The organism is Salinicola acroporae, assembly GCF_003206615.1.
GTDB lineage: Bacteria > Pseudomonadota > Gammaproteobacteria > Pseudomonadales > Halomonadaceae > Salinicola > Salinicola acroporae.
In genome coordinates this window covers 262,076-283,753 of record NZ_PZJW01000006.1, presented here as the reverse complement: position 1 = coordinate 283,753, position 21,678 = coordinate 262,076, and the positions used below count along the sequence as shown (strand labels likewise).

Here is a 21,678-nt window from a genome sequence, read left to right as displayed (position 1 = left end):
ACCTCCATCATGAGCAAACTTGCCTTGGTCGTCGATGACGACGCAGACATTCGCTATCTTTGTGAACACCTGCTGAGTCAGCGGGGCTATCGCGTAGACACCGCCGAGGGCCTCGAAGAGCTGGCAAGATGCCCTCATAGACTGAATGTCGATTTGATACTGTTGGACTTCTCCCTGGGCGAATTTACCGGGCTCGATATTCTGGAGTATCTCTTCGACCTGAAGATCGATGCCAGTATTCTCGTTATCAGCGGGTGCAGCCATGACGTCGCCGATCGCATCATTCGCTACGGCAATCAGCACAGTCTCGACATGCTCGGTTTTCTGCATAAGTCGAAACTCGTTGCGGAGCTGGATCGCTGGTTGATACCGGCCACCGGCAAACCCCATGCCCCCACCGCGGAGGATCTGGCACGTGGATTGGCTCAAAGAGAACTGTTTCTGGTCTTACAACCGAAGTTCGATCTGGGTCTCAACCGCGTGGTCGGCGCTGAAGCCCTCGTGCGCTGGCAGGAGCCGAGTCGTGGCGTCCTATCGCCCGATGTCATCATCCCTCTAGCAGAACGCCACGAGATGATCGTCGAACTGACCTGGCAAGTGCTCGGTCTCGCCTGCCGTCAGTTGCAACGCTGGCGGCGAGCGGGCTGGGATCTCAGTCTCTCGGTCAATGTGCCAGCAGCGTGGATCAAGTCTGCCGATTTGTTCGAGGATTTCGATAGCTTGATCGATCAATACGACATCGCGCCCCGCGATCTCATCCTGGAGGTCACGGAGTCCACCACGCTGGGGTGTCTGGGCTATGCCAGACATATTCTCGCCGGGCTGCGTCAGCGGGGCTGCCGCTTGTCACTCGACGACTTCGGCACCGGCTACTCTTCTTTGATGCAACTCCATCGGCTCACGTTCGATGAGTTGAAGGTCGACCGTAGTTTCATCTCTCGTATCGAACAGGACAAACGGGCCGAAGCGATCGCGCTCTCCATCCTCGACCTGGGACATCGGCTCGACATGGCCGTGGTGGCGGAAGGGATCGAAACCCCAGAGCAGCACGCGCTGCTCAGGGCCGCCGGCTATGATCTGGGACAGGGTTTCTGGCTGGCCCGTCCGCTCTCCGCAAAGGACTTCAGCCACTGGTACCAGCAGCTCGTCAAGCTGATCACACCCGCTCTATAGTAGCGGTCTCGAGATTGGGAGCGAAATATCCAGGCGGGAGATAACCGCAGCCTGTGAAGGCTCTCCACTGGCGATCAACGCCAGGATGGCCTCGGGCAATTTTGTATCATAACGCCGCTTTGCCAGACTTTCGCAGTGGGCAGCGAGCATGGAGAGTGCCTGACACCCGAGCGCTGCCGCCGCCCCCTTCAGGGCATGGGCTTCATGCTGAACCGTGGCAAAATTCTGTGCCTCGATGGCGCGGTTCAGCTCTGAGAAACGTGCCGGTAGGCGCTGGAAGAACTGAAGATATAGCCGCTCGATCGCGTTCAGTGACAGTGAGGCCTGCAGCTCTTTCAGGACCGACGTGTTCAAGAGCGGCACCGGCCGAACGCTGGCATCTGGCACCGATGCCAGGTGCATCGTCCGGTCACCGAGTGCCGGTGCGCTATCGTCTGCCGTGCGCGCATGACGGTTAGCGAGATATTTGGAGAGGTCTTGCAGCAGGCTCGCACGAGTGAACGGCTTGGTGATGACACCCTCCATACCGCTGTCGAAACAGCGCTGATGGTCTTCGGGCATGACGTTGGCAGTCATCGCCACGATCGGCAAACGCCGACCCTGCTCGCAGGCACGCCAGCGGCGCGTGGTCTCCACGCCGTCGAGCACGGGCATCTGCATGTCCATCAAGACCAGATCGAACGGCTCATGCTGGTTGGTCAACAACAATAGTGCCTCACTGCCATTGTTGGCCAGTGTCACCCTCAGGCCCAGCGACTCCATTAGCCCCTTGGCCACCTGCTGATTGATCGGATTGTCCTCGACCAGTAGAACATGGCAGAACTGCAGTTCCATCGGTATGAAGTCGACCTTCTCGGCACGCTCGCCACTCGCCTCGATCAGCGGCAGACGGAACCAGAAACGACTCCCCTCGCCTTCTCGGCTCTCGAAAGCGATCTCCCCCTCCATCGCCTTTACCAAGCGTTTGCATATCGCCAGTCCCAGCCCGGTACCTTCATGACGCCGGGTGATCGAACTATCGACTTGCGAAAAAGGCGCGAAAAGTCGATCCCGATTCTCAGCAGGAATGCCACAGCCGGTGTCACTCACCTCGAATCGCAGCCAGCTTGAGTCCTCTCTACTCACGTTGAGTGTAATCCGGCCTGACGCCGTGAACTTGAAAGCGTTGTTGAGCAGGTTCGTCAAGACCTGCCGCAGGCGTGTCACATCACCCACCACCTGCCCGGGCAATTCGGGGGAGAGTGTTGCCGCGAATGCCACGCGGGTGTCACCGAGACGATAGGTGTCACAGATCTGGGACACGAACGCTTCGAGATCGAGGGCACTACGGTCCAGGACCAGCGTGCCCGCTTCCAGCTTCGAGTAATCGAGAATGTCGTTGATGATGACCTGCAGGCCAGCAGCGCTCTGCTTCAAGGCGGCCAGATAACGCTCTCCCTGAGACGAGCCCACTTCGCGATCCAGCAAATCCGCCATGCCGACGATGCCGTTGAGGGGCGTGCGTATTTCATGGCTCATCATGGCCATGAATTCAGACTTGACTAGACTGGCGGACTCCACTCGCTCGAGCGCCTCGTTCAAGGCCGCGCGCTGGATCTCGAGTTCACGCAGCTGTTTCCGGCTGTCGCTCGCCTCGCGGCACAGCGCTTTGATCAGGACGACAGCGGAGAGGACGGTCATGACCAATTGGAGCATCACGAACGCATAGAGCTGAGACAACTGACGGTGGTCGGAACGGTGCAGCGACTCGACCCGAGCGTGCACGCGCCTCACCTGATCCTCTGAAGCCCCCAGGATGGGGGTAGCCGTACGGAGTAGTTCGGGTATCGCCGCCATACGGCGGGCCTGCGGCAGTGACGAGAGCGAGGAGAGCTCTGTACGCAGCCGCTCCACCGCCTGGCCGAGCGCCGCGCCTGCCTGATCAGCGACCAGCACATCGCCCGCTTTCTCTTGAACCGGCCGAGACAGGCTAGCGACCTGGTTTGACAGCCCCTCGACGTCTCGCCGCAAAGAACGCCAGTCGGCTTCAGAGGTAAGGGTTGCGATCTGCAACGCAATCCGATGGCTCTCTCTATTCAACCGATGAACGGCCCATGTCAGCTCATCGAAAGACTGTTCTCCAGCGGCATGCTGTCGCACCAGAATAATGCCACCCGTGGTGACCGTGCTGATGAGGAAGAGCACTGTGACCACGATCACAGCGGAGAACCGCCGGGTCAGAGGTAGAACGTCTTTCAAGCTTGGCATCACCGAGTCCTGCAGCAAAACGAGCGACCTTCGGCACCCGGTGAACAACGCCCGGGGCCATGGCGGAACAGGCGCTCCCACCCGGGCTGAAGAGGCGTCAACCCGTGTCGACGCCCAGCCAACTCTCTTCGCGTCCATTTTTTTGCCTCTCAGGCAGCGTGCCGATACGCGCATCGCGTCGCGCTTTGGCTACCCAATACTGTTATCGGCATCTTGCCGACGAAAATTTAAACAGTAGCGCTGGGGCGCTATCCAATTCCGGCTGGGAACTTGCATGTCGCTGAGGCAGACTGGTCCAAGCGGCGAATCACCATTCGACGGCCAGGGGACCTCATGACCACATCCATGCACATCGGCGTGCTGGAGGACGATCCGGATCAGCAGGCTTTCATCGAAATCTGCCTTGACGGCGCGGGCCACCGGCCGCGGATGTTTTCCCGCGCCAGCGAGTTCCGCCGAGGACTGCAGCAGCATCATTTCGATATGATGATTCTCGACTGGTATCTGCCGGATGCCAGCGGCATGGACGTACTGGCGCAGCTTCGACAGCACGATGGCTGGCAGGGCCCGATCCTGTTCGTGACGGCCAACCAGGAGGAAGAGACCGTGGTCAAGGCGCTGGCGCTGGGCGCGGATGACTTTCTCGGCAAGCCGTTACGCCCACGGGAGCTGGTCGCCAGGGTCAACGCATTGGCGCGACGTATCAGCTCCCCCCAACCCCGTGAACGCCATCGACTCGGCGATTACGAGCTCCACGCCAGCCAGCGCCAGGTCTCGCTGGCCGGGGAATCGATCCCGCTGACGGAAAGAGAATACCGCTTGGTCAGCCTGTTGTTCGCTCACGCTGGCGAACTGCTCTCCCGAGCCCATCTGTTGGAAATCGTATGGGGCCATAAAGGCGACATCGCCACCCGCACGGTTGACACCCATGTCAGCCGACTGCGGCGTAAGCTGGAACTGGATGGCCGCCACGGCATCAAGTTGCAGAGCATTTACCAGCATGGGTACCGCCTCGACGTCCAGCTCACGCCTCCCTGACTGCGGCAGGTGCGGCAGGTGCGGCATAATTACACACCCGGGCGGTCATGATTGGCGGCCAAACCGCCAGCGCGTAGAGTTCCCCTCTGACGACGGCGTCCTGGATGAGATATGACGCATTTCTGGCATCGCTGCTACCGCCCGCTGACCGCGCTCGCGCTGTTCGCCATGCTGATGGCGTTCACGGGCCCGTTGATCAGCCAGATGCAGCGCCTGATGGAGATGCCGGCCCACGGCGGCATGATGATGGCCACGTCCCATCACGCGGCAGCCGTCGACGACCATCGAATGCCGTCGTCCGCTCGGCCCATGACCGCAGACGACCATTGGCATATGGCCGCCTGCGGTTACTGCGAGCTGTTTCTCCACACGCCCGGCATCGCGCCGCCGCGTGTCACACCACCGGTAACGCCGCCACCGTCGGCCGTACATCCGCTGGAGGTCGTCGCCCCGCCGTCGCCGACGCCGATCTACCCCCGCTACGCGTCCCGCGCACCGCCCCTGGCCTGAATCAGTTCCCCGCTCCGCATGCCCACCGCGACCCGATGCGTACTGGGGACACGTCATGCTCGTCCGACGACCGTCGTCGGGCACTGCCATCCGGTTCAGGACTGGAGTTCACCCATGGACACCGTTTCATCGGCGGCCGATCGCCGCCAGCAACCCTTGTGGGTTGCACTGATCACTCGTCTTCACTTCTACGTTGGCCTGTTCGTCGGGCCTTTCCTGCTCATCGCCGCGCTATCGGGGATTGCCTACGCGCTGACGCCCCAACTCGAGAGCTGGCTCTACCATGACGCCTTGACCACCCAGAGCGAGGGCGAGGCACAGCCACTGGCACGCCAGATCGCCGCCGCCCAGGTCGCCGCAGGAATCAGCGCAGCTCCCGCCGCGGTGCGCCCGGCGCCGGCCGCGGGCCAGACCACGCGAGTAATGTTCAATGACCCCAGCGTGGCTGAGTTCCAACACCGCGCACTGTTTATCGACCCGGTGACGCTGGTGGTACGCGGCGATCTGCCGGTCTACGGCACCAGTGGCGTGCTGCCGCTGCGCACCACCATCGACCAGTTCCATCGCAGCCTGCTGCTGGGAGAACCCGGGCGCCTCTACAGTGAACTGGCCGCCTCCTGGCTATGGATCGCGGCACTGGGCGGCGGCTTCCTGTGGTGGCGCCGCCGTCGGATCCGCCGGCAGGCGGCCGGACCGCAACGCCTGCGCCAGCGTCACGCTACCCTTGGTGCGGTAGCGCTGATCGGGCTGGTGTTCTTCTCGGCGACCGGTCTCACCTGGTCGAAGTGGGCCGGCGGCAATATCGCCGAACTGCGCCATGCCTGGGGCTGGGGCACACCAGGTGTCTCCACGGTGCTCCAGGGACAAGACGCCGCGGCCGCCGATCCCCATGCCGAGCATCATCACGCTGCAGGAAGCATGGACATGGGCGCGGCACAGGTCAGCGACACCGACTTCGACCGCGCACTGGCGGCGGCCCGCCATGCCGGCCTGCACGCGGGCAAGATAGAGCTGCTGCCGCCGGTGGCAACGGATCGCGCCTGGCAGGTACGCGAGATCGGCCGCGAGTGGCCCACCGAGGTCGATCAGGTGGCGCTCGACCCGCGCAGCTTCGCGGCACTCGACCGTACCGATTTCGCCACCTTCCCGTTGGCGGCCAAGCTCACCCGCTGGGGCATCGACCTGCACATGGGCGTACTGTTCGGACTGCCCAACCAGTTGGCGCTGATCGCGTTCGCCTCTTGCCTCGTCACCCTGATCTGCTGGGGCTACGCGATGTGGTGGCGTCGGCGGCCCGCCGCTTCCCGCGAGCCGCAGACCTTGACCGCCATCTTCCGGCTCATGGACCGGCGATCGCGGCTGGTCGTCCTCTTCGTCACGGCCGCCTTCGGCTACGCCCTCCCGGTAATGGGCGCCAGCCTGCTGCTGTTCGTCGCCGTGGATTACCTGCGCTGGCGGGCTGGCGTTCGCCAGCGAGTGGCACAGGCGGCCTGATCCTGGGCCCGTGGCGAGCGCCTGTGTTACAACAGGGGCTCGCCACCGCCACGATGCCGCCATGACCCGAACCCACCACCCCTCGCCACGCTTTCAGCTTCGCCTGGTCGCCGACCGGGAGATCGTCGTCGGACCGGGCAAGATCGAGCTGCTGGAAGCGATCGAGCGGCATGGATCGATCGCCGCGGCATGTCGCGAAATGGACCTGAGCTACAAGAAGGCATGGCAACTTCTCGACACCATGAACCGGCACCTCGCCGCGCCGGTGATCGACACCGTCACCGGTGGTACCCGGCGTGGTGGCGCCACCCTGACAGCAGCGGGCCGCGCCCTGGTCGACGACTATCGCCGGCTGCTGGCCGATCTCGACTGCAACCCTCATGGTCAGGCCCTGCTGGACCGTCTCTCCCCGCGAGACTCCGTCGATATCGACGGCCGCATTGCCGGAGCACCGAAGTCCGGCGTCGACTCCGACTGACCCTGTTGCTCCGTCCGAATTCCCCCTCGACCACCGCATGACCGGTGGCTATAGTGATTCTCCGTTATTTCCATTCATACATAGCGAGAAAATCTTGCTTCCATCGATACGCAACACCTCACTCTGCTTGCTGGTCCTGGCCGTTTCCGTTCCGCTTTGCGCCCAGGCCGCCGACACTCACACAAAGGTCCAGCTCTACGCCGCCGCCTCGATGACTGACGCCATGGACGCGGCGATTCAATCGTATGAAGCCGACCACGATGTCGATATCGTTCCGGTCTACGCCTCTTCATCGACGCTGGCGCGCCAGATTGCCAGCGGTGCGCCGGCGGACGTCTACATCTCCGCCAATGAACAGTGGATGGACTGGCTGGCTGAACAGAAGGTACCGATCAGCCAGCGTGTAGACCTGCTCAGGAACCGGCTGGTGTTGATCGCGCCGACGACCAGCGATATTGACGGTTTCACCCCGGGCGACGGGACCACGATCGTCTCCCGGCTGGGCGACGACCAGCGCCTGTCGGTCGGCGAGACCAGCCACGTGCCGGCCGGCATCTACGCCAGGCAGGCGCTGCAGTCGATCGGCGAGTGGGACGCGCTGCAGTCGCGGCTGGCCAGTGGTGATAACGTCCGCGCCGCCATGGCGCTGGTGGAGCGCAACGAGACGCCGCTCGGCATCGTCTACCAGACCGACGCCGAGGCCAGCGAACGGGTCAAGCAGATCGGTGTGTTCCCCGACGACAGCCACGACCCGATCACCTACCCGCTCGCCGTGGTCAACCCGACGCCGAGCGATGCCACCGAGGCGTTCCGGCGATGGTTGACGGGTGACGACGCCTTGGCGATTTTCGCTCGCTACGGCTTCACGCCGGTCGAATCCGACTGAGTCGCGGATGTTCGAGGCGATAGCGCTCTCCGACGCCGAGTGGCAGGCGATCACTCTCAGCCTGAAGATCGCCGGCAGTGCCGTGGGCTGGATTCTGGTTCCCGGCGTCGCCGTGGCGTGGCTGCTAGCCCGACACGACTTTCGCGGCAAATCCCTGCTCGACGGCCTGCTCCACCTGCCACTGGTGCTCCCTCCCGTGGTGGTGGGCTACCTGCTGCTGCTGTCGCTGGGACGCCATGGCTGGCTGGGGCAGTGGCTCTATCAAGGCTTCGGCCTGTCGCTGCCGTTCACCTGGCAAGGCGCGGCCATCGCCGGCGGCGTGATGGCATTCCCGCTGCTGGTCCGCGCCGTCAGGCTCTCGCTGGAGGCCGTCGATCCCAAGCTGGAGGCGGCCGCGGGCACCCTCGGCGCCAACCGCTGGCGGGTCATGTTCACGATCACCCTGCCCCTGGCTGTGCCGGGCCTGCTGACCGGCACGGTCCTGGCCTTCGCCCGCGCGCTGTCGGAATTCGGCGCTACCATCACCTTTGCGTCCAACATTCCGGGCGAGACCCGCACCCTACCCCTGGCGCTCTATACCCTGATCCAGACGCCCGGCAGGGAGGCGGCCGCCGCCAGGCTCTGCGTGCTGTCGATCGTCATCGCCATGCTGTCGCTGATGGCTTCCGAGTGGCTGGCGCGGCGAGCCAGAAAGCGCCTGGAGGAGCGCGACCGATGAGCAGAGACATGTACCACTTGCCCCCCGGCGTACCTCCCGCCGCCGAGGACAATGCGCTGGAGTGTCGGCTGCGCAAACGCCTGGGCGGCTTCGACCTGGATATCGCGCTGACGGTGCCCGGCCGGGGCGTGACCGCGCTGTTCGGCGAGTCCGGCAGCGGCAAGACCAGCCTGCTGCGACTCGTTGCCGGGCTCGATCGTCCCGATGCCGGCTATATCCGGCTCGGCGAGCGACTGTTGACCGAAGTCGTCAGCCGTACCCATGTGCCGCCTCACCAGCGCCACCTGGGCATCGTTTTTCAGGAAGCGCGGTTGTTCCCCCACTATCGGGTTCGCGGCAACCTCACCTACGGCATGCCAAGGGCAGCGCGTGCTCAATTCGACGACCTGGTGGCATTGCTGGGGATCGGCCATCTTCTCGAGCGCCTGCCCGGTACCCTCTCGGGTGGAGAGGCGCGCCGGGTCGCCATCGGCCGTGCGCTGCTGACCCAACCTCGCCTGCTGCTGCTGGACGAGCCGCTGACCGGGCTCGATGGAGAACGCAAGCGGGAACTGTTGCACTATCTTGTCCGTCTGACCCGGGAGATCGACCTGCCGGTGCTTTACGTCAGCCACGACACGGCGGAGATCGCCGCGATCGCCGACCATCTCGCCCTGATCGAGCAGGGCCGGTTGACGGCGCACGGCCAGTTGGACGCACTGATGATGCGGCTCGACCTTATCGAGCGACTGGGTGGATTCGATGCCGCCACGCGACTGAGTGCCCGGGTTGTCGACCACGACCCCGCCTACGCCTTGACCCGGGTCGTCCTCGACGATGGACAGACGCTTCGCATCCCGGCGCTCGATCACCCACCCGGGACGCCGGTACGTCTGCGCGTGGGCGTGCGCGACGTTGCCCTCGCCCATGCCATGCCCGAGGGCACCAGCTATCGCAACGGGCTCGCGGTGGTGATCGACGCGATCGAGCCTTCGACCCAGGAATCCAGCGCCAATGAAGTACGCCTGACGATTGGGCACCAACAGCTGCGCGCCCGACTCACCCGCCAGGCCTGTGACGAAATGCAACTGAGTGTCGGCAAGCCGATGGTCGCGCTGATTCGAAGCGTAGCGTTCGACTCCCGATTCTAGCTGGGAAACAATCACTTGAGCTCACGCCACGGCGAGTCCGAGCCCAAACGTATCGCTTTGTAACTTAACGCTTTTTAGCGATTTTCCCTTCGCCTTGGCGATCGAGTCTCATATACACTGCCCGTGGCAGGATGCCGCTGCCGCAAGGAAGCCCCTTCAAGGACGATGCGACGACGCACGGAACGCGATAGGGACAGCATCCAGGGATCGACAGCAGAGCAACAGGACGTTGCCGGCCCTCAAGGTTGAGACTCGACAGGAAGTTGAGCGCGAAAGGACTCGCTTCCGTCATCGGGTCGCACACCGAAACGGTCAGCCGACCTCCCCCAGCCCCTCCCGCTTCGACGACATGCCGCTGTGATTCATCACCGACCTAGACCGCGCCATCACGCCTTCGGACACCACACCCCTTGATGATCACTTGGCACAGGAAATCGCCAGCCGACTGGAAGTCTCGTTCGTCGAGCTTCTCACGATGCGTGATGCCCACGATCTGGGTCTCGAAATCGGCATAGTGCTGGGTCGCCGACCAGATCAGAAAGATCAGCCAGACGGGATCCACCGGATCCATCAATCCGCGCTCCGCCCAGTGGCGGAAGACCTCGGCGCGGGCTTCCACCCACTCCCTCATCTCACCGAACAGCGACTCCTTCAGGAACGGAGCGCCCTGCAGTATCTCGTTGGCGAAGAGCCGCGAACTTCTGGGATGGGTCTGGCTCAGCCGCATCTTGCTGCGAATGAACGCCTCCAGCACCTCCGCCGGATCGTCATCGACGCTGATATCGCTCAGCATCGCGTTCCAACGCCACATCGTACGCTCGAGCAGGGTGATATAGAGGCGGCGCTTGCTGCCGACATAGTAGAGGACGTTGGACTTGGGGATCCCGGCAGCCGCGGCGATCGCCTGGATGCTTGCCCCCCGATAGCCGTGTCGTGCGAAGACGCTTTCCGCCGCCTCGAAAATCCGCTGCTCGTTACGTTCCCGGGCCGTGGCTTCGGGAAGATCGTGATTATCCACCTGAACTCCTTTTACCCATCAATCAGACTGGAAGCGCCCGCTGCCACGCCCCCGGCGCGCCTACTCAGTGGCTCCCGATGCCGATGCTATGCTGAATCATGAGGGTTGTCTGCCGGTGGACCCGTTTCGGCCCCGGTAGAGAGCACTTGCCATCACGGCCGGAATCGAAGAGGCTATACAAAGCTGACCGATCGGTCAGGATTTATCCTGCAAGGTTGCCGGCAGACGGCACCCCGCACAATGACAACGGCAGGCTCCCCATGATCGAATTCTTCCTCAACGGCCAGCATCGGCGGCTGGCCGCCGCGCCCGGCACCAGCATACTCGAGCTGTTGCGGGGTCCTCTCGCGCAGCATGGCACCAAGGAGGGTTGCGCTTCCGGAGATTGCGGCGCGTGCACCGTCGCCATCGCCCGGCCCGACGACGAGGGCGCGATGGCCTATCACACCTTGAATGCCTGCATCACCCCGGCCCATCAGTTGCAGGGCGCTCATCTGGTGACCGTGGAGGGCCTGGCTCGGGGCGATGCGCTGCATCCGGCCCAAGCGTCGATGGTAGCGTGCCATGGCAGTCAATGCGGGTTCTGCACCCCCGGCATCGTGATGTCGCTGTTCGCGCTGCACGAACAGCAGCGGGTGCTCCCCCGGCAAGAGCTGGACGATCACCGGCTGGAAGCGGCACTTGGCGGCAATCTGTGTCGCTGTACAGGCTACCGGCCGATACGCGACGCCGCCCATAGCATGGGTGAACGCACCGACACTCGCCCACCCTGGGCGGAGGATCCCGCCTTCGAGCGGGTAATTCACGATCTCTCCCCGACAGTGACCGACGGGGACCAGAGCGGCTATTTCACGCCGACGACGCTCGCCGAACTCATCACCGCCATGCAGCGCCATCCCGAGGCCAGGCTGGTCGCCGGCGCCACCGATCTCTGGCTCGAAATCACCCAGCGGCTCGCGCGGTTCGACGCCGTGATCGATCTGCGCCAGGTCGACGAGCTGCGCCAGATCGAGGAAGTCGCGGACGGCTGGTGGGTGGGTGCGGCAGTCACCTATCGCGAGTGGGAGCCGCTGCTGGAAGCCCATTATCCCGCTTTCGCGCATCTCCTGACCCGACTGGGCTCGGCCCAGATCCGCAACCGGGCCACCGTCGGCGGCAATATCGCCAACGCATCCCCCATTGGCGATACGCCGCCCGTGCTGCTGACACTGGACGCGACCCTGCGTCTCGCCGGACCGAATGGAATTCGGGAGATCCCGCTGGCGTCGTTCTTCCTCGACTACAAGCAGACCGCTCTCGCTCCCGGCGAGTGTATCGCCGCCATCTTTTTCCCAAAACCCGGCGACGGCTACGAACAGCGCGTCTGGAAGCTCTCCAAGCGGCGCGAGGACGACATCTCGACACTACTGGGCGCCTTTCGTTGGCGGTTGCAGGACGGCGTGCTGCGGGACGTCCGCGTCGCCTACGGTGGCATGGCGGCGATCCCGCTGAGAGTCACTGCCGTGGAGGCCGCACTGGAGGGCAAGGCGCCCGACAAAGAGAGCTTCGACGCCGCCAGGCGGGCACTCCACCAATCACTCACGCCAATGAGCGACGCCCGTGGCTCCCGCGACTACCGCTCCACCGCCGCGGCCAACCTGCTCGAACGTTGGCGACTGACACTCGCCCGAGTCGACCTGGACGAACCGACGCAGGAGGTGACACTCGATGCGTACGCTCACTGAAAAGCGATATCGATCGGCGCGCGCCGCCTCCGATGCCGTGCCGGATGCCCTGGCCGATTCCGACCGGGCGAAAGGCGCGGAGATCGGCCGGCTCGAAGGCGACGAACCGGTTGCCCGCGACACTGTCAGCCCACAGCCGACACGAGAGACTGCCCGTCACTCCCAGGCTCACGAGAGCGCCATCAAGCATGTCACCGGACGCGCCCGCTATATCGACGACCTGCCGGCGCCCGGCGATACGCTGCACGCCATGGTGGGACTGAGCGAGGTGGCCCATGGCCGGGTGATCCGTCTCGACCTCGACGCGGTGCGAGAAATGCCCGGCGTCGTCGACGTGATCACGACGCAGCATATTCCCGGGCATCGCGATATCGGTCCGGTATTTCCCGGCGACCCCATGTTTGCCGACGAGGAAGTCAGCTATGTCGGCCAGCCGCTGTTCGCCGTGGCCGCCACCAGTTACCTCGAGGCACGCCGCGCGGTAAAGGCGGCAGTGGTCGAGATCGAGCCGCTGCCGCCCCGCTTCGATCCCGTGGCCGCCGCCGAGGCCAGCGAGTTCGTGCGCCCCACGCACCGGCAGATCAGCGGGGATTGGCAGCAGGCGCTGGAGCGCGCGCCCCATGTGCTCGAGGCCGAACAGTTCGTCGGCGGCCAGGAACACTTCTACCTCGAGGGCCAGGCCTGCCTGGTCGTGCCCAGCGAGGATGAGGGCGTCGTCGTCCATACCTCCAACCAGCACCCCAGCGAGACCCAGAAGCTGGTCGCCGAGGTGCTGGATATCCCCTTCCACGCAGTGACGGTGGAAAATCGCCGCATGGGCGGCGGCTTCGGCGGCAAGGAGACCCAGGCCGCGCCCTGGGCTTGCGTCGCGGCACTGCTGGCGAGGCGAACCGGCCGCGCCGTTCGCCTGCGCCTGCCGCGTGCCGACGATACCCGCGCTACCGGCAAGCGCCATCCGTTTCACAATCGCTATCGCCTGGGTTTCGACGACGACGGCGTGATCCTCGGCGGCGACATCACCCTGATCGGCGACTGCGGCCACTCGCCGGATCTCTCCGAAGCGGTGGTCGACCGCGCCATGTTCCACGCCGATAACGCTTACTCGCTGGGGGCCGCACGCGTGACCGGCCATCGGGCGCGTACCCATACCGCCTCGAACACGGCGTTTCGCGGTTTCGGCGGCCCCCAGGGGATGATGGTCGCCGAACTCGCGATGGACGACATCGCCCGCCATGTCGGCCAGGACCCGTTGACCGTGCGCAAGCGCAATCTCTATCGCAGCGGTCGCGACACCACCCACTACGGCCAGCAGGTCGACCAGCATCCGTTGATGCTGGAGATCATCGAGCGTCTGGAGCGCAGCAGCGACTACTGGCGGCGCCGCGACGAGATCACCGCGTTCAATCGCGAAAGCGCCGTGATCAAGCGCGGCCTGGCGCTGACGCCGGTCAAGTTCGGCATCTCCTTCACCGCCAAGCACCTCAACCAGGCGGGTGCCCTGCTTCACGTCTACACCGACGGCAGCGTGATGATCAACCATGGCGGCACCGAGATGGGCCAGGGCCTGCACACCAAGATCTGCCAGGTGGTTGCCCGCGAGCTGGGGCTCGATTTCGACTCGGTACGCATCAGCGCCACCCGTACCGACAAGGTACCCAACACTTCGCCCACCGCGGCCTCCAGCGGTGCCGACCTCAACGGCATGGCCGCCCGCGACGCCGCCGCGCAGATCCGCCAGCGTCTGCTCGACTTCGCCGCCGACCACTATCGCCTGGATCGCGAGGGGCTGCGTCTCGTCGATGGCGAACTGGTCTCCGGCGTCGGCGACGTGCATCAGCGGGTAGCGTGGGGGGACCTGGTGCAGGCGGCTTATCTCGGACGCATCTCGCTATCGGCAACCGGGTTCTACGCCACGCCCCTGATCCACTACGACCGCGACACCGGCCAGGGCCGGCCTTTCTACTATTTTGCCTACGGCGCCGGGGTCAGCGAGGTCCGCGTCGATACCCTGAGCGGGGAGTATCGGGTCGAGCGCGTCGATATCCTTCACGATGTCGGCGACTCGCTCAATCCGGCCATCGATCTGGGTCAGGTCGAGGGCGGTTTCGTTCAGGGCATGGGCTGGCTGACCAGCGAGGAGCTGAAGTGGAACGACGACGGCAGGCTGCTGACCGACGGCCCCGCCACCTACAAGATCCCGACCTTCGGCGACCTGCCACCCATCTTCAATGTCGAACTGCTCGAGGGCCATCCCAACTCCCAGGCCAGCATCTATCGCTCCAAGGCCGTGGGCGAGCCGCCATTCATGCTCGGCATCTCGGTCTGGTCGGCGCTGCGCGATGCACTCTCGAGCCTGACCGGCTATCGCGCCAGTCCGTCGCTGGATACTCCTGCCACGCCGGAGCGGGTACTGATGGCGGCCGAGGCGCTACGCGCCGCGCAGGTGAACGCCGGGATTCCACGATGAGCACCGACCAGGCTCACGACGCCCGAGACCACCACGAAAGCTGGCACGCCGCGCTGCACCGCCTGCAGGAGTGCGGCGTCTCTCACGTGCTCGCCAGCGTCGTCGGCGCTGCCGGCTCGACCCCGCGGGAACCCGGCGCCAAGCTGGTGGTTACCTCGACGGCGGTCATCGATACGCTGGGTGGCGGCCATTTCGAGCAGCAAGTGATCGAGACCGCCCGGCGGCATCTGGCGGCCACCCCCGTGGCGACAGGCACCCATCTCGAGGCGTTTCCGCTGGGCGGCCGCTCCGGGCAGTGCTGTGGCGGGTTCGTGCATGTCTTGATCGAGGTCTTCGCCGGCGCCGAAAGCCACCTGACGCTGTTCGGTGCCGGCCATGTCGGCCAGGCCCTGGTCGAACTGCTCGCGCCACTGCCCTGGCGAATCGACTGGTACGACAGTCGCGCGGAGGCGTTTCCGCCCCGGCACCCTCACGACCGCTACCCTGACCGGGTCCGCCCCCTGACGCTGGCGGCGGATGCCGAGGGCGTGGCACGGGCCGTGGCGGCTATCCCCCCGAATGCTCACGTGCTGGTGATGACCCACGACCACGCCCAGGACCGGGATCTTGTCGCGGCACTGTTATCCCGAACGAACTCGGGCGGCGGGGCATTGCGCTCGATCGGCATGATCGGCTCGAACAGCAAATGGGCCAGCTTTCGCTCGCGCTTGACCGCCGCCGGATTCGATGACGCCACGCTGGCGCGGATTCGCTGCCCCATCGGCCTGGTCTCCACCGCCAGCAAGCGCCCTCGCGAGATCGCGATCAGCGTTGCCGCCGAACTGCTGGCCGACCAACGCCCGCCGGAAAGCGTACCGGTACAACGGGGCGCGGCGCCGGACCGACTTCGGTCCGCCTTTTCAAGCGCCGAGCCGATCGACACCGTCCATTCGAGAGATTCCGCCAGAGAATGACCATGAAAAATCATCAACGTCTGCTTCGCGGTCCGCTATTCACCTGCCTCGACGACCCCGGCGAGGATGCCGTGCCGTTGACCGGCACCACCCGCTATCTCGAGGACGGCGCGATCTGGATCGTCGACGGCCACATTCACGCCGTCGAACCCTTCGATGTGCTCGCCGATCGGTTACCGGCCGGGGTCGAGATCGTCGACTACCGCGACAAGCTGATGATGCCTGGCTTCATCGATAGCCACGTCCATTACGTTCAGCTCGACATCATGGCGTCCTATGGCCGCGAGTTGCTCGACTGGCTCAACGACTACACCTTTCCTGCCGAATGCCGGTTCGCCGACGCCGGACACGCCCAGGCCGGGGCCGAGCGTTTCCTCGACGAGATGCTGCGGGTCGGCACCACCACCGCGCAGGTATTCTGTTCCTCGCATCCGGTCTCGGTGGACAGCTTCTTCGCGGCGGCCCAACGTCGCCAGTTGCGCATGATCGCCGGCAAGGTACTGATGGATCGCCATGCGCCGGACGCCTTGACCGACGACACCCTGGGCGGCGTTCGCGACAGCGAGCGGCTGATTGCCGACTGGCATGGACGCGACCGTCTCGCCTACACCCTGACCCCACGGTTCGCCCCGACCTCGACCCGCGAGCAGCTCGACGCCGTGGGCGGCGTGCTGCGCAATGCCCCCGATCTCTATCTGCAGACCCACCTGTCGGAGAATCGCGGCGAGATCGCCTGGGTGGCCGAGCTGTTTCCGGAAACTCGTGACTATCTCGATGTCTACGAGCGCCATGGACTCGTCGGCCCGCGCAGCACCTTCGCCCATGGCATTCATCTCGACGAGGGGCAGCGCCGACGGCTGGCGCAGGGTGGCGCCAATATCGCCTTCTGCCCGACCTCGAACCTGTTCCTCGGCAGCGGGCTGATGGATCGCCTGGCCTGCCGCGATGCCGGGCTGGCCACCTCGCTGGCCAGCGATGTCGGCGGCGGTACCTCGCTGTCCGGCCTCGGCACGCTGCAGGGGGCGTATCAGGTGGGAGCGCTGCTGGGCCAGCCACTGACCGGTTGGCAGGGGTTCTACCGGCTCACTCTGGGCAATGCCCGGGCGCTGCACCTCGATGACAAGATCGGCTGCCTGCAGCAGGGATTCGAGGCGGATATCGCCGTTCTCGACCCCGAATCCACCCCGTTGATGGCGCGCCGGCTATCCCAGGCCACGACCCTGTCCGAGCGCCTGTTCGCGCTGATGATGCTGGGCGACGACCGTACGGTGGCGGCGACCTGGGCCAACGGCCGCCTAGCCCATCAGCGCGACGCGGCAGCGGCCTGACGGCGCTCAGCCGTTGGCGGTCTCCGGCAGCGGATAGCGGCGATCCGAGGTGCCGGCCTTGACCACCTGACCCGGCACGTCGTGGCCGATCATCGCCGGCAGCAACTCGGCGGCGGCGATCAGCCGATCGAGGTCGACGCCGGTCTCCACGCCCATCTGCTCGAACATGTGGACCAGGTCCTCGGTGCAGACGTTGCCGGTGGCCCCCGGCGCGTAGGGACAGCCGCCCAGGCCACCCAGCGCGGCATCGAAGCGAGTGATCCCGCTCTGCCACGCGACCAGGGCGTTGGCCAACCCCATCCCACGGGTGTTGTGGACATGAAGCGTCACCGGCAGCCACGGCCAGCGGCTCAACGTCTCGCGGCTCAGATCGGCGACCTGGCGCGGATTGGCCATCCCGGTGGTGTCGCAGAGAGTGATCCCCTGGACGCCCAGCGCCAGCAGCTTCTCGGTGATCGACAGCACCCGCTTGAACGGCACCTCGCCTTCGAACGGGCAGCCGAATGCCGTCGAGATCGAGGCGTTGACGAAGACGTCGCTTCCCCTGGTGATCTCCAGAATGTTGGCAAAGCGCTCGAGCGACTGTTCCGCGGTCATGCGAAGGTTGGCACGGCCGTGGCTGTCGCTGGCGGACAGCACCAGGTTGATTTCGTCGACCCCGCAGGCGAGCGCGCGCTCGGCCCCCTTCTCGTTGGGGACCAGCACCACGTAGTCGACTCCCGGCACCCGCTCGATACCGCGCATGACCTCCTCGGCATCGCGCAGATTGGGAATCGCCTTTGGCGAGGTGAACGAGGTGGCCTCGATCTTTGCCAGGCCGGTACGGGAAAGCGCGTCGATCAGCCGAATCTTCTCCTCCGTGGGAACGAACCGCGATTCGATCTGGAGACCGTCTCGCGGCGCCACGTCATTGACGGTAATGCCGGACTGTGTAGGCGTCGTCGTCATCAGATCACTCCTCGTTCGCGCATCTTCGCCTGGGTCTCGCGGTCGATGCCGAGCTCGTCGAGCACGTCCCGGGTGTGCTGGCCCAGTGCCGGGCCGCCGCCCTGGATACGACCCGGCGTCCGGCTCAGCTTGGGCAACACGCCAGGCACCTTGAGCGATTCGCCATCGCCCAGCCGAATGGTCTCGATCATCTCCCGGGCCAGGTAGTGAGGGTCGCTGACGATATCCTTGGCGGTGTAAGGATAACCCACCGGTACGTGAGCGCTCTCCAGCACGTCGAGCACGTAGTCGCGACGGTGGCGTCGGGTCCAGTCGGCAATGGCCCCATCGATCAGGTCGGCGTGTCGACTTCGGCCATCGTTGTGGGCGAAGCGCGGATCATCGGCCAGGTCCTGGCGGCCGATCGCCGTCATCAGGCGCTTGAAGATACTGTCGCCGTTACCGGCGATCAGCACGTACTCCTCGCTATCACCATCGCCCGACGCACAGGGATAGGCATTGGAAGGCGTGATCCCCGGCAAGGCGCTGCCGCTGGGTTCGCGGATCACCTCGGCACCGTCGTACTCGGGAATCAGGCTTTCCATCATCGCGAAGACCGATTCGTAGAGCGCCACATCGATATACTGCCCCCGGCCACTGCGGTGGCGCTCCTGCAGGGCCAGCAGGGCTCCGATGATGCCGTAGAGCGCCGACAGCGAATCGCCGATGCTGATGCCGACCCGCACCGAGGGCTGGTCGGGGTGCCCTGAGAGATAGCGCAGCCCGCCCATCGCCTCGCCGATGACGCCGAATCCCGGTCGATCGCGATAGGGGCCGGTCTGTCCGTAACCGGAGATACGCACCATGATCAGGCCGGGATTGCGCTCGCTCAGCGTTTCCCAGCCCAACCCCCACTTCTCTAGTGTGCCGGGACGGAAGTTCTCGATCACGATATCCGCCTCGTCGACCAGCCGACGCACGATCTCCTGCCCCTCCTCCGAGCGCAGGTCCAGCGCCAGCGATCGCTTGTTGCGGGTCTGCACGTGCCACCACAGCGAAGTGCCGTCCTTCAGCACGCGCCACTTGCGCAGCGGGTCGCCCGTGCCCGGCGGTTCGATCTTGATCACGTCCGCACCGAATTCGCCGAGCAGCTTGCTGGCGAAGGGCCCCGCAATCAGTTGCCCCAGTTCCACCACCTTGAGTCCCGCTAGCGCCTGCGCGTCGTCGCTGGCAGCCATATCGCTCTCCTCCGTCACGTGCATCGGCACCGCCTCGCTGGAATCGCTGCCATCATGATCGTTTCTCGATAGCGGCAGCGTGACCCAGCCCACGGGCCGCCACAATTAGGCGATCGTCAAGCTAGGCTTCGTCCATCGCGAACGCTAGAGTGGCCACATCCCCGTCGCCAAACGGACATCCTCATCATGAAGCGACTCGACTTCATTACACTCAAGCTGTTCGTCGCCATCGCCGACCTGCGGAGCCTGACCCGCGCCGCCGAACGGGAGCACCTGGCCCTGGCGGCGGTGAGCAAGCGTATCAGCGACCTTGAGACCCAGCTCTCGACCACCCTGCTCTATCGGCGCCCGCGCGGCGTCGAGCTAACACCCGCCGGCCATGCGCTGCTCCACCATGCCCGTCACATGCTGGATAGCCTAGACCACCTCAACGCCGATCTCAGCGAGTACAGCGTGGGAATCCGCGGGCACGTGCGGCTGCACGCCAACACCTCTGCGGTGATCGAGTTCCTGCCCGACGACCTGAGCGACTTCACCTGGCGCTATCCGCAGATTCGCATCGACATGCAGGAGCGCCTGAGCCACGAGATCATCACGGCCGTTCGCGACGGCCTCACCGACATCGGCATCTTCTCCGCGCACATTCCCGCCGACGGCCTTGCGATCCAGCCCTACCGGCGGGACCGGCTGGTGCTGGTCACTGCACGGGACCACCCGCTGGCGAGCCGACAACGGCTGGCGTTCGCCGAGACCCTGGATCACGACTTCATCGGGCTGGAGCAGGACTCGTCGCTCCACGCCCTGCTACACCAGGATTCCCAGAGACTGTCCCGGCCACTGCGAATGCGCATTCAGGTACGCAGCTTCGAGGGCATCTGCCGCATGATCGACCGAGGCATGGGAATCGGCATTCTGCCCGCCCGGGCCGTCGCCGCCTATCGAGAGAGCCTATCCCTGGCGACGGTCCCGCTGATCGACGAGTGGGCAGAGCGCGAGCTGGTCATCGGTGTCCGCGACCTGGACGCTCTGCCGCTGATCGCCCGCCAGATGGTCGACCATCTGGTCGGCGCAGGGACCAGAGAACTCGAAGCCAGCGAGACCCGAGCCGGCACGATCATTGCGACGAAGGTGTAAACCCTTCGAAAAGCACGAAGCCTTGCTTGCCCAGAAACCAATTTTTCCCATCGGCGCCCCTCGCTACAGTCCTTCACCGTCTGCTGTCATTCCTGCCCGCCCGGTGGCCAGGCACAGCAGACAGGTTTCCCCCTGCCGATCGATAACAAGATGAAGAGGAACGCGCCATGATCAAACCTCAACTCAAGACGCTCATCGTGGGCGGCTTGCTCTGGAGCGCCGCCAGCGCCTCCCAGGCTTTCGAGCAAAGCGGAAAGGTGGACTGCATCGCGCCCGCCAACCCCGGCGGCGGCTGGGACTTTACCTGCCGCTCCGTGGGGCGAGTGCTCAGCGACCTCGAGCTGGTGGACGGCAACGTCCAGACCACCAACATGCCCGGTGCCAGTGGCGGTGTCGGTTTCTCCCACGTGGTCCAGAAACGTGCCGGCCAGGAGAACCTGATCGTCGCCGCCAGCACCGTGACCACGACCGGCCTGGCTCGCGGCCAGTTTCCCGGGATGGACGCCAGCATGGTCAACTGGATCGGAACGCTGGGCGCGGACTACGGGGTCATCGCCGTCGCCGCCGATTCGCCGTACCAATCACTCTCCGACGTCATGAAGGCGCTGAAGGAGAATCCCAGGGCACTGACCTTTACCGGTGGCACCGCGACCGGCGGCTGGGATCACCTCAAGCTGCTGATGGCGGCCGATGCCGCGGGCGTCGACGATCTGGCGCGCATCCCCTACCTCGGTTACAACGGCGGCGGCGAGGCGGTGACCCAGACCCTGGGAGGCCACGTCGATGCCTTCACCGGCGACATCTCGGAAGTGATCAGCTTCATAGAATCCGGTGACCTGCGGCCCCTGGCGATCCTCTCCGAGGAGCGCCTGCCCGGCAAACTGCACGAGTGGCCAACGGCGCGTGAGCAGGGAATCGATACCATCGCCCCCAACTGGCGTGGTTTCTACATGCCAGCAGAGGTTTCCGACGACGCCTACGACTGGTGGGTCGACACCATCGACACGCTTTACAACAGTGATGAGTGGAAAAGCGTCATGACACAGAACGGCCTGATGCCGTTCGAAATGCATGGCGAAGCCTTCACGACATTCGTCAACGACCAGATCGCCCAGATCGACGACATCTCGCGCCAGATCGGGCTCTCCCAGTAAACTGGCGGACGTCCGGCGCTCGCGGGAGCCGCCGCGCGAGCGCCGTTCGCCGTATCGCCAG

The 21,678-nt window shown here is 64.9% G+C and carries 18 protein-coding genes; 14 read left to right on the top strand and 4 right to left on the bottom strand.

Annotated elements, in window-relative coordinates:
- Positions 1 to 9: 9 nt before the first annotated feature.
- Positions 10 to 1,173: an EAL domain-containing response regulator gene (locus DOM54_RS10650; RefSeq protein ID WP_110716293.1), complete on the top strand. Its 1,164-nt coding sequence runs from the start codon at positions 10 to 12 to the stop codon at positions 1,171 to 1,173.
- On the opposite strand, the gene DOM54_RS10645 is transcribed toward DOM54_RS10650, so the two are convergent.
- Positions 1,168 to 3,438 (bottom strand): ATP-binding protein, encoded by a 2,271-nt coding sequence (locus DOM54_RS10645; protein WP_162619831.1) that lies wholly within the window; start codon positions 3,436 to 3,438, stop codon positions 1,168 to 1,170. The two genes, DOM54_RS10650 and DOM54_RS10645, sit on opposite strands and share 6 nt — an antisense overlap.
- Positions 3,439 to 3,765: 327 nt before the next feature.
- On the opposite strand from DOM54_RS10645, the gene DOM54_RS10640 reads away from it, so the two are divergent.
- The 7 genes from DOM54_RS10640 (at position 3,766) to modC (ending at position 9,674) form a co-directional block, all read left to right on the top strand.
- Positions 3,766 to 4,458 carry a response regulator transcription factor gene (locus DOM54_RS10640; protein ID WP_110716291.1) on the top strand — a complete coding sequence of 231 codons (693 nt, stop codon included), beginning with the start codon at positions 3,766 to 3,768 and terminating at the stop codon, positions 4,456 to 4,458.
- Between the two features lie 111 nt (positions 4,459 to 4,569).
- Positions 4,570 to 4,968 carry a DUF2946 domain-containing protein gene (locus tag DOM54_RS10635; protein ID WP_110716290.1) on the top strand — a complete coding sequence of 133 codons (399 nt, stop codon included), beginning with the start codon at positions 4,570 to 4,572 and terminating at the stop codon, positions 4,966 to 4,968.
- A 114-nt stretch (positions 4,969 to 5,082) separates the two neighbouring features.
- Positions 5,083 to 6,462: a PepSY-associated TM helix domain-containing protein gene (locus tag DOM54_RS10630; RefSeq protein ID WP_110716289.1), complete on the top strand. Its 1,380-nt coding sequence runs from the start codon at positions 5,083 to 5,085 to the stop codon at positions 6,460 to 6,462.
- Between the two features lie 61 nt (positions 6,463 to 6,523).
- Positions 6,524 to 6,940, top strand: coding sequence for a winged helix-turn-helix domain-containing protein (locus DOM54_RS10625; protein ID WP_110716288.1), 417 nt, complete (start codon positions 6,524 to 6,526; stop codon positions 6,938 to 6,940).
- 94 nt (positions 6,941 to 7,034) lie between these two features.
- A complete protein-coding gene (modA, locus tag DOM54_RS10620; RefSeq protein ID WP_240613858.1) occupies positions 7,035 to 7,826 on the top strand; it encodes a molybdate ABC transporter substrate-binding protein in 792 nt (263 codons plus the stop codon).
- 7 nt (positions 7,827 to 7,833) lie between these two features.
- Complete coding sequence (modB, locus tag DOM54_RS10615) at positions 7,834 to 8,544, top strand: molybdate ABC transporter permease subunit (protein WP_110599477.1); 711 nt, start codon at positions 7,834 to 7,836, stop codon at positions 8,542 to 8,544.
- A complete protein-coding gene (modC, locus tag DOM54_RS10610) occupies positions 8,541 to 9,674 on the top strand; it encodes a molybdenum ABC transporter ATP-binding protein (RefSeq protein ID WP_240613857.1) in 1,134 nt (377 codons plus the stop codon). The genes modB and modC overlap by 4 nt, the downstream gene beginning before the upstream one ends.
- 373 nt (positions 9,675 to 10,047) lie before the next feature.
- Here the strand turns inward: modC and DOM54_RS10605 are convergent, their stop codons facing one another.
- Positions 10,048 to 10,692: a TetR family transcriptional regulator C-terminal domain-containing protein gene (locus DOM54_RS10605; RefSeq protein WP_110716286.1), complete on the bottom strand. Its 645-nt coding sequence runs from the start codon at positions 10,690 to 10,692 to the stop codon at positions 10,048 to 10,050.
- 260 nt (positions 10,693 to 10,952) lie between these two features.
- On the opposite strand from DOM54_RS10605, the gene xdhA reads away from it, so the two are divergent.
- Genes xdhA through guaD form a run of 4 tightly spaced genes read left to right on the top strand, consistent with a single transcriptional unit; the run spans position 10,953 to position 17,164 of the window.
- Positions 10,953 to 12,416: a xanthine dehydrogenase small subunit gene (gene xdhA / locus DOM54_RS10600; RefSeq protein ID WP_110716659.1), complete on the top strand. Its 1,464-nt coding sequence runs from the start codon at positions 10,953 to 10,955 to the stop codon at positions 12,414 to 12,416.
- The gene (gene xdhB, locus DOM54_RS10595) at positions 12,400 to 14,883 is read left to right on the top strand and encodes a xanthine dehydrogenase molybdopterin binding subunit (RefSeq protein ID WP_110716285.1); all 2,484 of its coding nucleotides are present in this window, start codon (positions 12,400 to 12,402) and stop codon (positions 14,881 to 14,883) included. Before xdhA ends, xdhB begins: the two co-directional genes overlap by 17 nt.
- The gene (gene xdhC / locus DOM54_RS10590) at positions 14,880 to 15,836 is read left to right on the top strand and encodes a xanthine dehydrogenase accessory protein XdhC (RefSeq protein WP_110716284.1); all 957 of its coding nucleotides are present in this window, start codon (positions 14,880 to 14,882) and stop codon (positions 15,834 to 15,836) included. The genes xdhB and xdhC overlap by 4 nt, the downstream gene beginning before the upstream one ends.
- A 2-nt stretch (positions 15,837 to 15,838) precedes the next feature.
- A complete protein-coding gene (guaD, locus tag DOM54_RS10585; RefSeq protein WP_420852742.1) occupies positions 15,839 to 17,164 on the top strand; it encodes a guanine deaminase in 1,326 nt (441 codons plus the stop codon).
- 6 nt (positions 17,165 to 17,170) lie between these two features.
- Here the strand turns inward: guaD and DOM54_RS10580 are convergent, their stop codons facing one another.
- Together DOM54_RS10580 and DOM54_RS10575 are read right to left on the bottom strand one after the other, a co-directional pair.
- The gene (locus DOM54_RS10580; RefSeq protein WP_110716282.1) at positions 17,171 to 18,112 is read right to left on the bottom strand and encodes a hydroxymethylglutaryl-CoA lyase; all 942 of its coding nucleotides are present in this window, start codon (positions 18,110 to 18,112) and stop codon (positions 17,171 to 17,173) included.
- Complete coding sequence (locus tag DOM54_RS10575; RefSeq protein ID WP_110716658.1) at positions 18,112 to 19,329, bottom strand: CaiB/BaiF CoA transferase family protein; 1,218 nt, start codon at positions 19,327 to 19,329, stop codon at positions 18,112 to 18,114. Before DOM54_RS10575 ends, DOM54_RS10580 begins: the two co-directional genes overlap by 1 nt.
- Before the next feature lie 186 nt (positions 19,330 to 19,515).
- On the opposite strand from DOM54_RS10575, the gene DOM54_RS10570 reads away from it, so the two are divergent.
- Both DOM54_RS10570 and DOM54_RS10565 read left to right on the top strand, forming a co-directional pair.
- Complete coding sequence (locus DOM54_RS10570; protein WP_110716281.1) at positions 19,516 to 20,463, top strand: LysR family transcriptional regulator; 948 nt, start codon at positions 19,516 to 19,518, stop codon at positions 20,461 to 20,463.
- 167 nt (positions 20,464 to 20,630) lie between these two features.
- The gene (locus DOM54_RS10565) at positions 20,631 to 21,617 is read left to right on the top strand and encodes a Bug family tripartite tricarboxylate transporter substrate binding protein (protein ID WP_110716280.1); all 987 of its coding nucleotides are present in this window, start codon (positions 20,631 to 20,633) and stop codon (positions 21,615 to 21,617) included.
- Positions 21,618 to 21,678: the final 61 nt, after the last annotated feature.

What these genes read in the sequence shown, in the direction of transcription:
- DOM54_RS10650 (WP_110716293.1), top strand. Translation starts at nt 10, where the DNA reads ATGAGCAAACTTGCCTTGGTCGTCGATGACGACGCAGACATTCGCTAT.
- DOM54_RS10640 (WP_110716291.1), top strand. Translation starts at nt 3,766, where the DNA reads ATGCACATCGGCGTGCTGGAGGACGATCCGGATCAGCAGGCTTTCATC.
- DOM54_RS10635 (WP_110716290.1), top strand. Translation starts at nt 4,570, where the DNA reads ATGACGCATTTCTGGCATCGCTGCTACCGCCCGCTGACCGCGCTCGCG.
- DOM54_RS10630 (WP_110716289.1), top strand. Translation starts at nt 5,083, where the DNA reads ATGGACACCGTTTCATCGGCGGCCGATCGCCGCCAGCAACCCTTGTGG.
- DOM54_RS10625 (WP_110716288.1), top strand. Translation starts at nt 6,524, where the DNA reads ATGACCCGAACCCACCACCCCTCGCCACGCTTTCAGCTTCGCCTGGTC.
- modB (WP_110599477.1), top strand. Translation starts at nt 7,834, where the DNA reads ATGTTCGAGGCGATAGCGCTCTCCGACGCCGAGTGGCAGGCGATCACT.
- modC (WP_240613857.1), top strand. Translation starts at nt 8,541, where the DNA reads ATGAGCAGAGACATGTACCACTTGCCCCCCGGCGTACCTCCCGCCGCC.
- xdhA (WP_110716659.1), top strand. Translation starts at nt 10,953, where the DNA reads ATGATCGAATTCTTCCTCAACGGCCAGCATCGGCGGCTGGCCGCCGCG.
- xdhB (WP_110716285.1), top strand. Translation starts at nt 12,400, where the DNA reads ATGCGTACGCTCACTGAAAAGCGATATCGATCGGCGCGCGCCGCCTCC.
- xdhC (WP_110716284.1), top strand. Translation starts at nt 14,880, where the DNA reads ATGAGCACCGACCAGGCTCACGACGCCCGAGACCACCACGAAAGCTGG.
- guaD (WP_420852742.1), top strand. Translation starts at nt 15,839, where the DNA reads ATGAAAAATCATCAACGTCTGCTTCGCGGTCCGCTATTCACCTGCCTC.
- DOM54_RS10580 (WP_110716282.1), bottom strand. Translation starts at nt 18,112, where the DNA reads ATGACGACGACGCCTACACAGTCCGGCATTACCGTCAATGACGTGGCG.
- DOM54_RS10575 (WP_110716658.1), bottom strand. Translation starts at nt 19,329, where the DNA reads ATGGCTGCCAGCGACGACGCGCAGGCGCTAGCGGGACTCAAGGTGGTG.
- DOM54_RS10570 (WP_110716281.1), top strand. Translation starts at nt 19,516, where the DNA reads ATGAAGCGACTCGACTTCATTACACTCAAGCTGTTCGTCGCCATCGCC.
- DOM54_RS10565 (WP_110716280.1), top strand. Translation starts at nt 20,631, where the DNA reads ATGATCAAACCTCAACTCAAGACGCTCATCGTGGGCGGCTTGCTCTGG.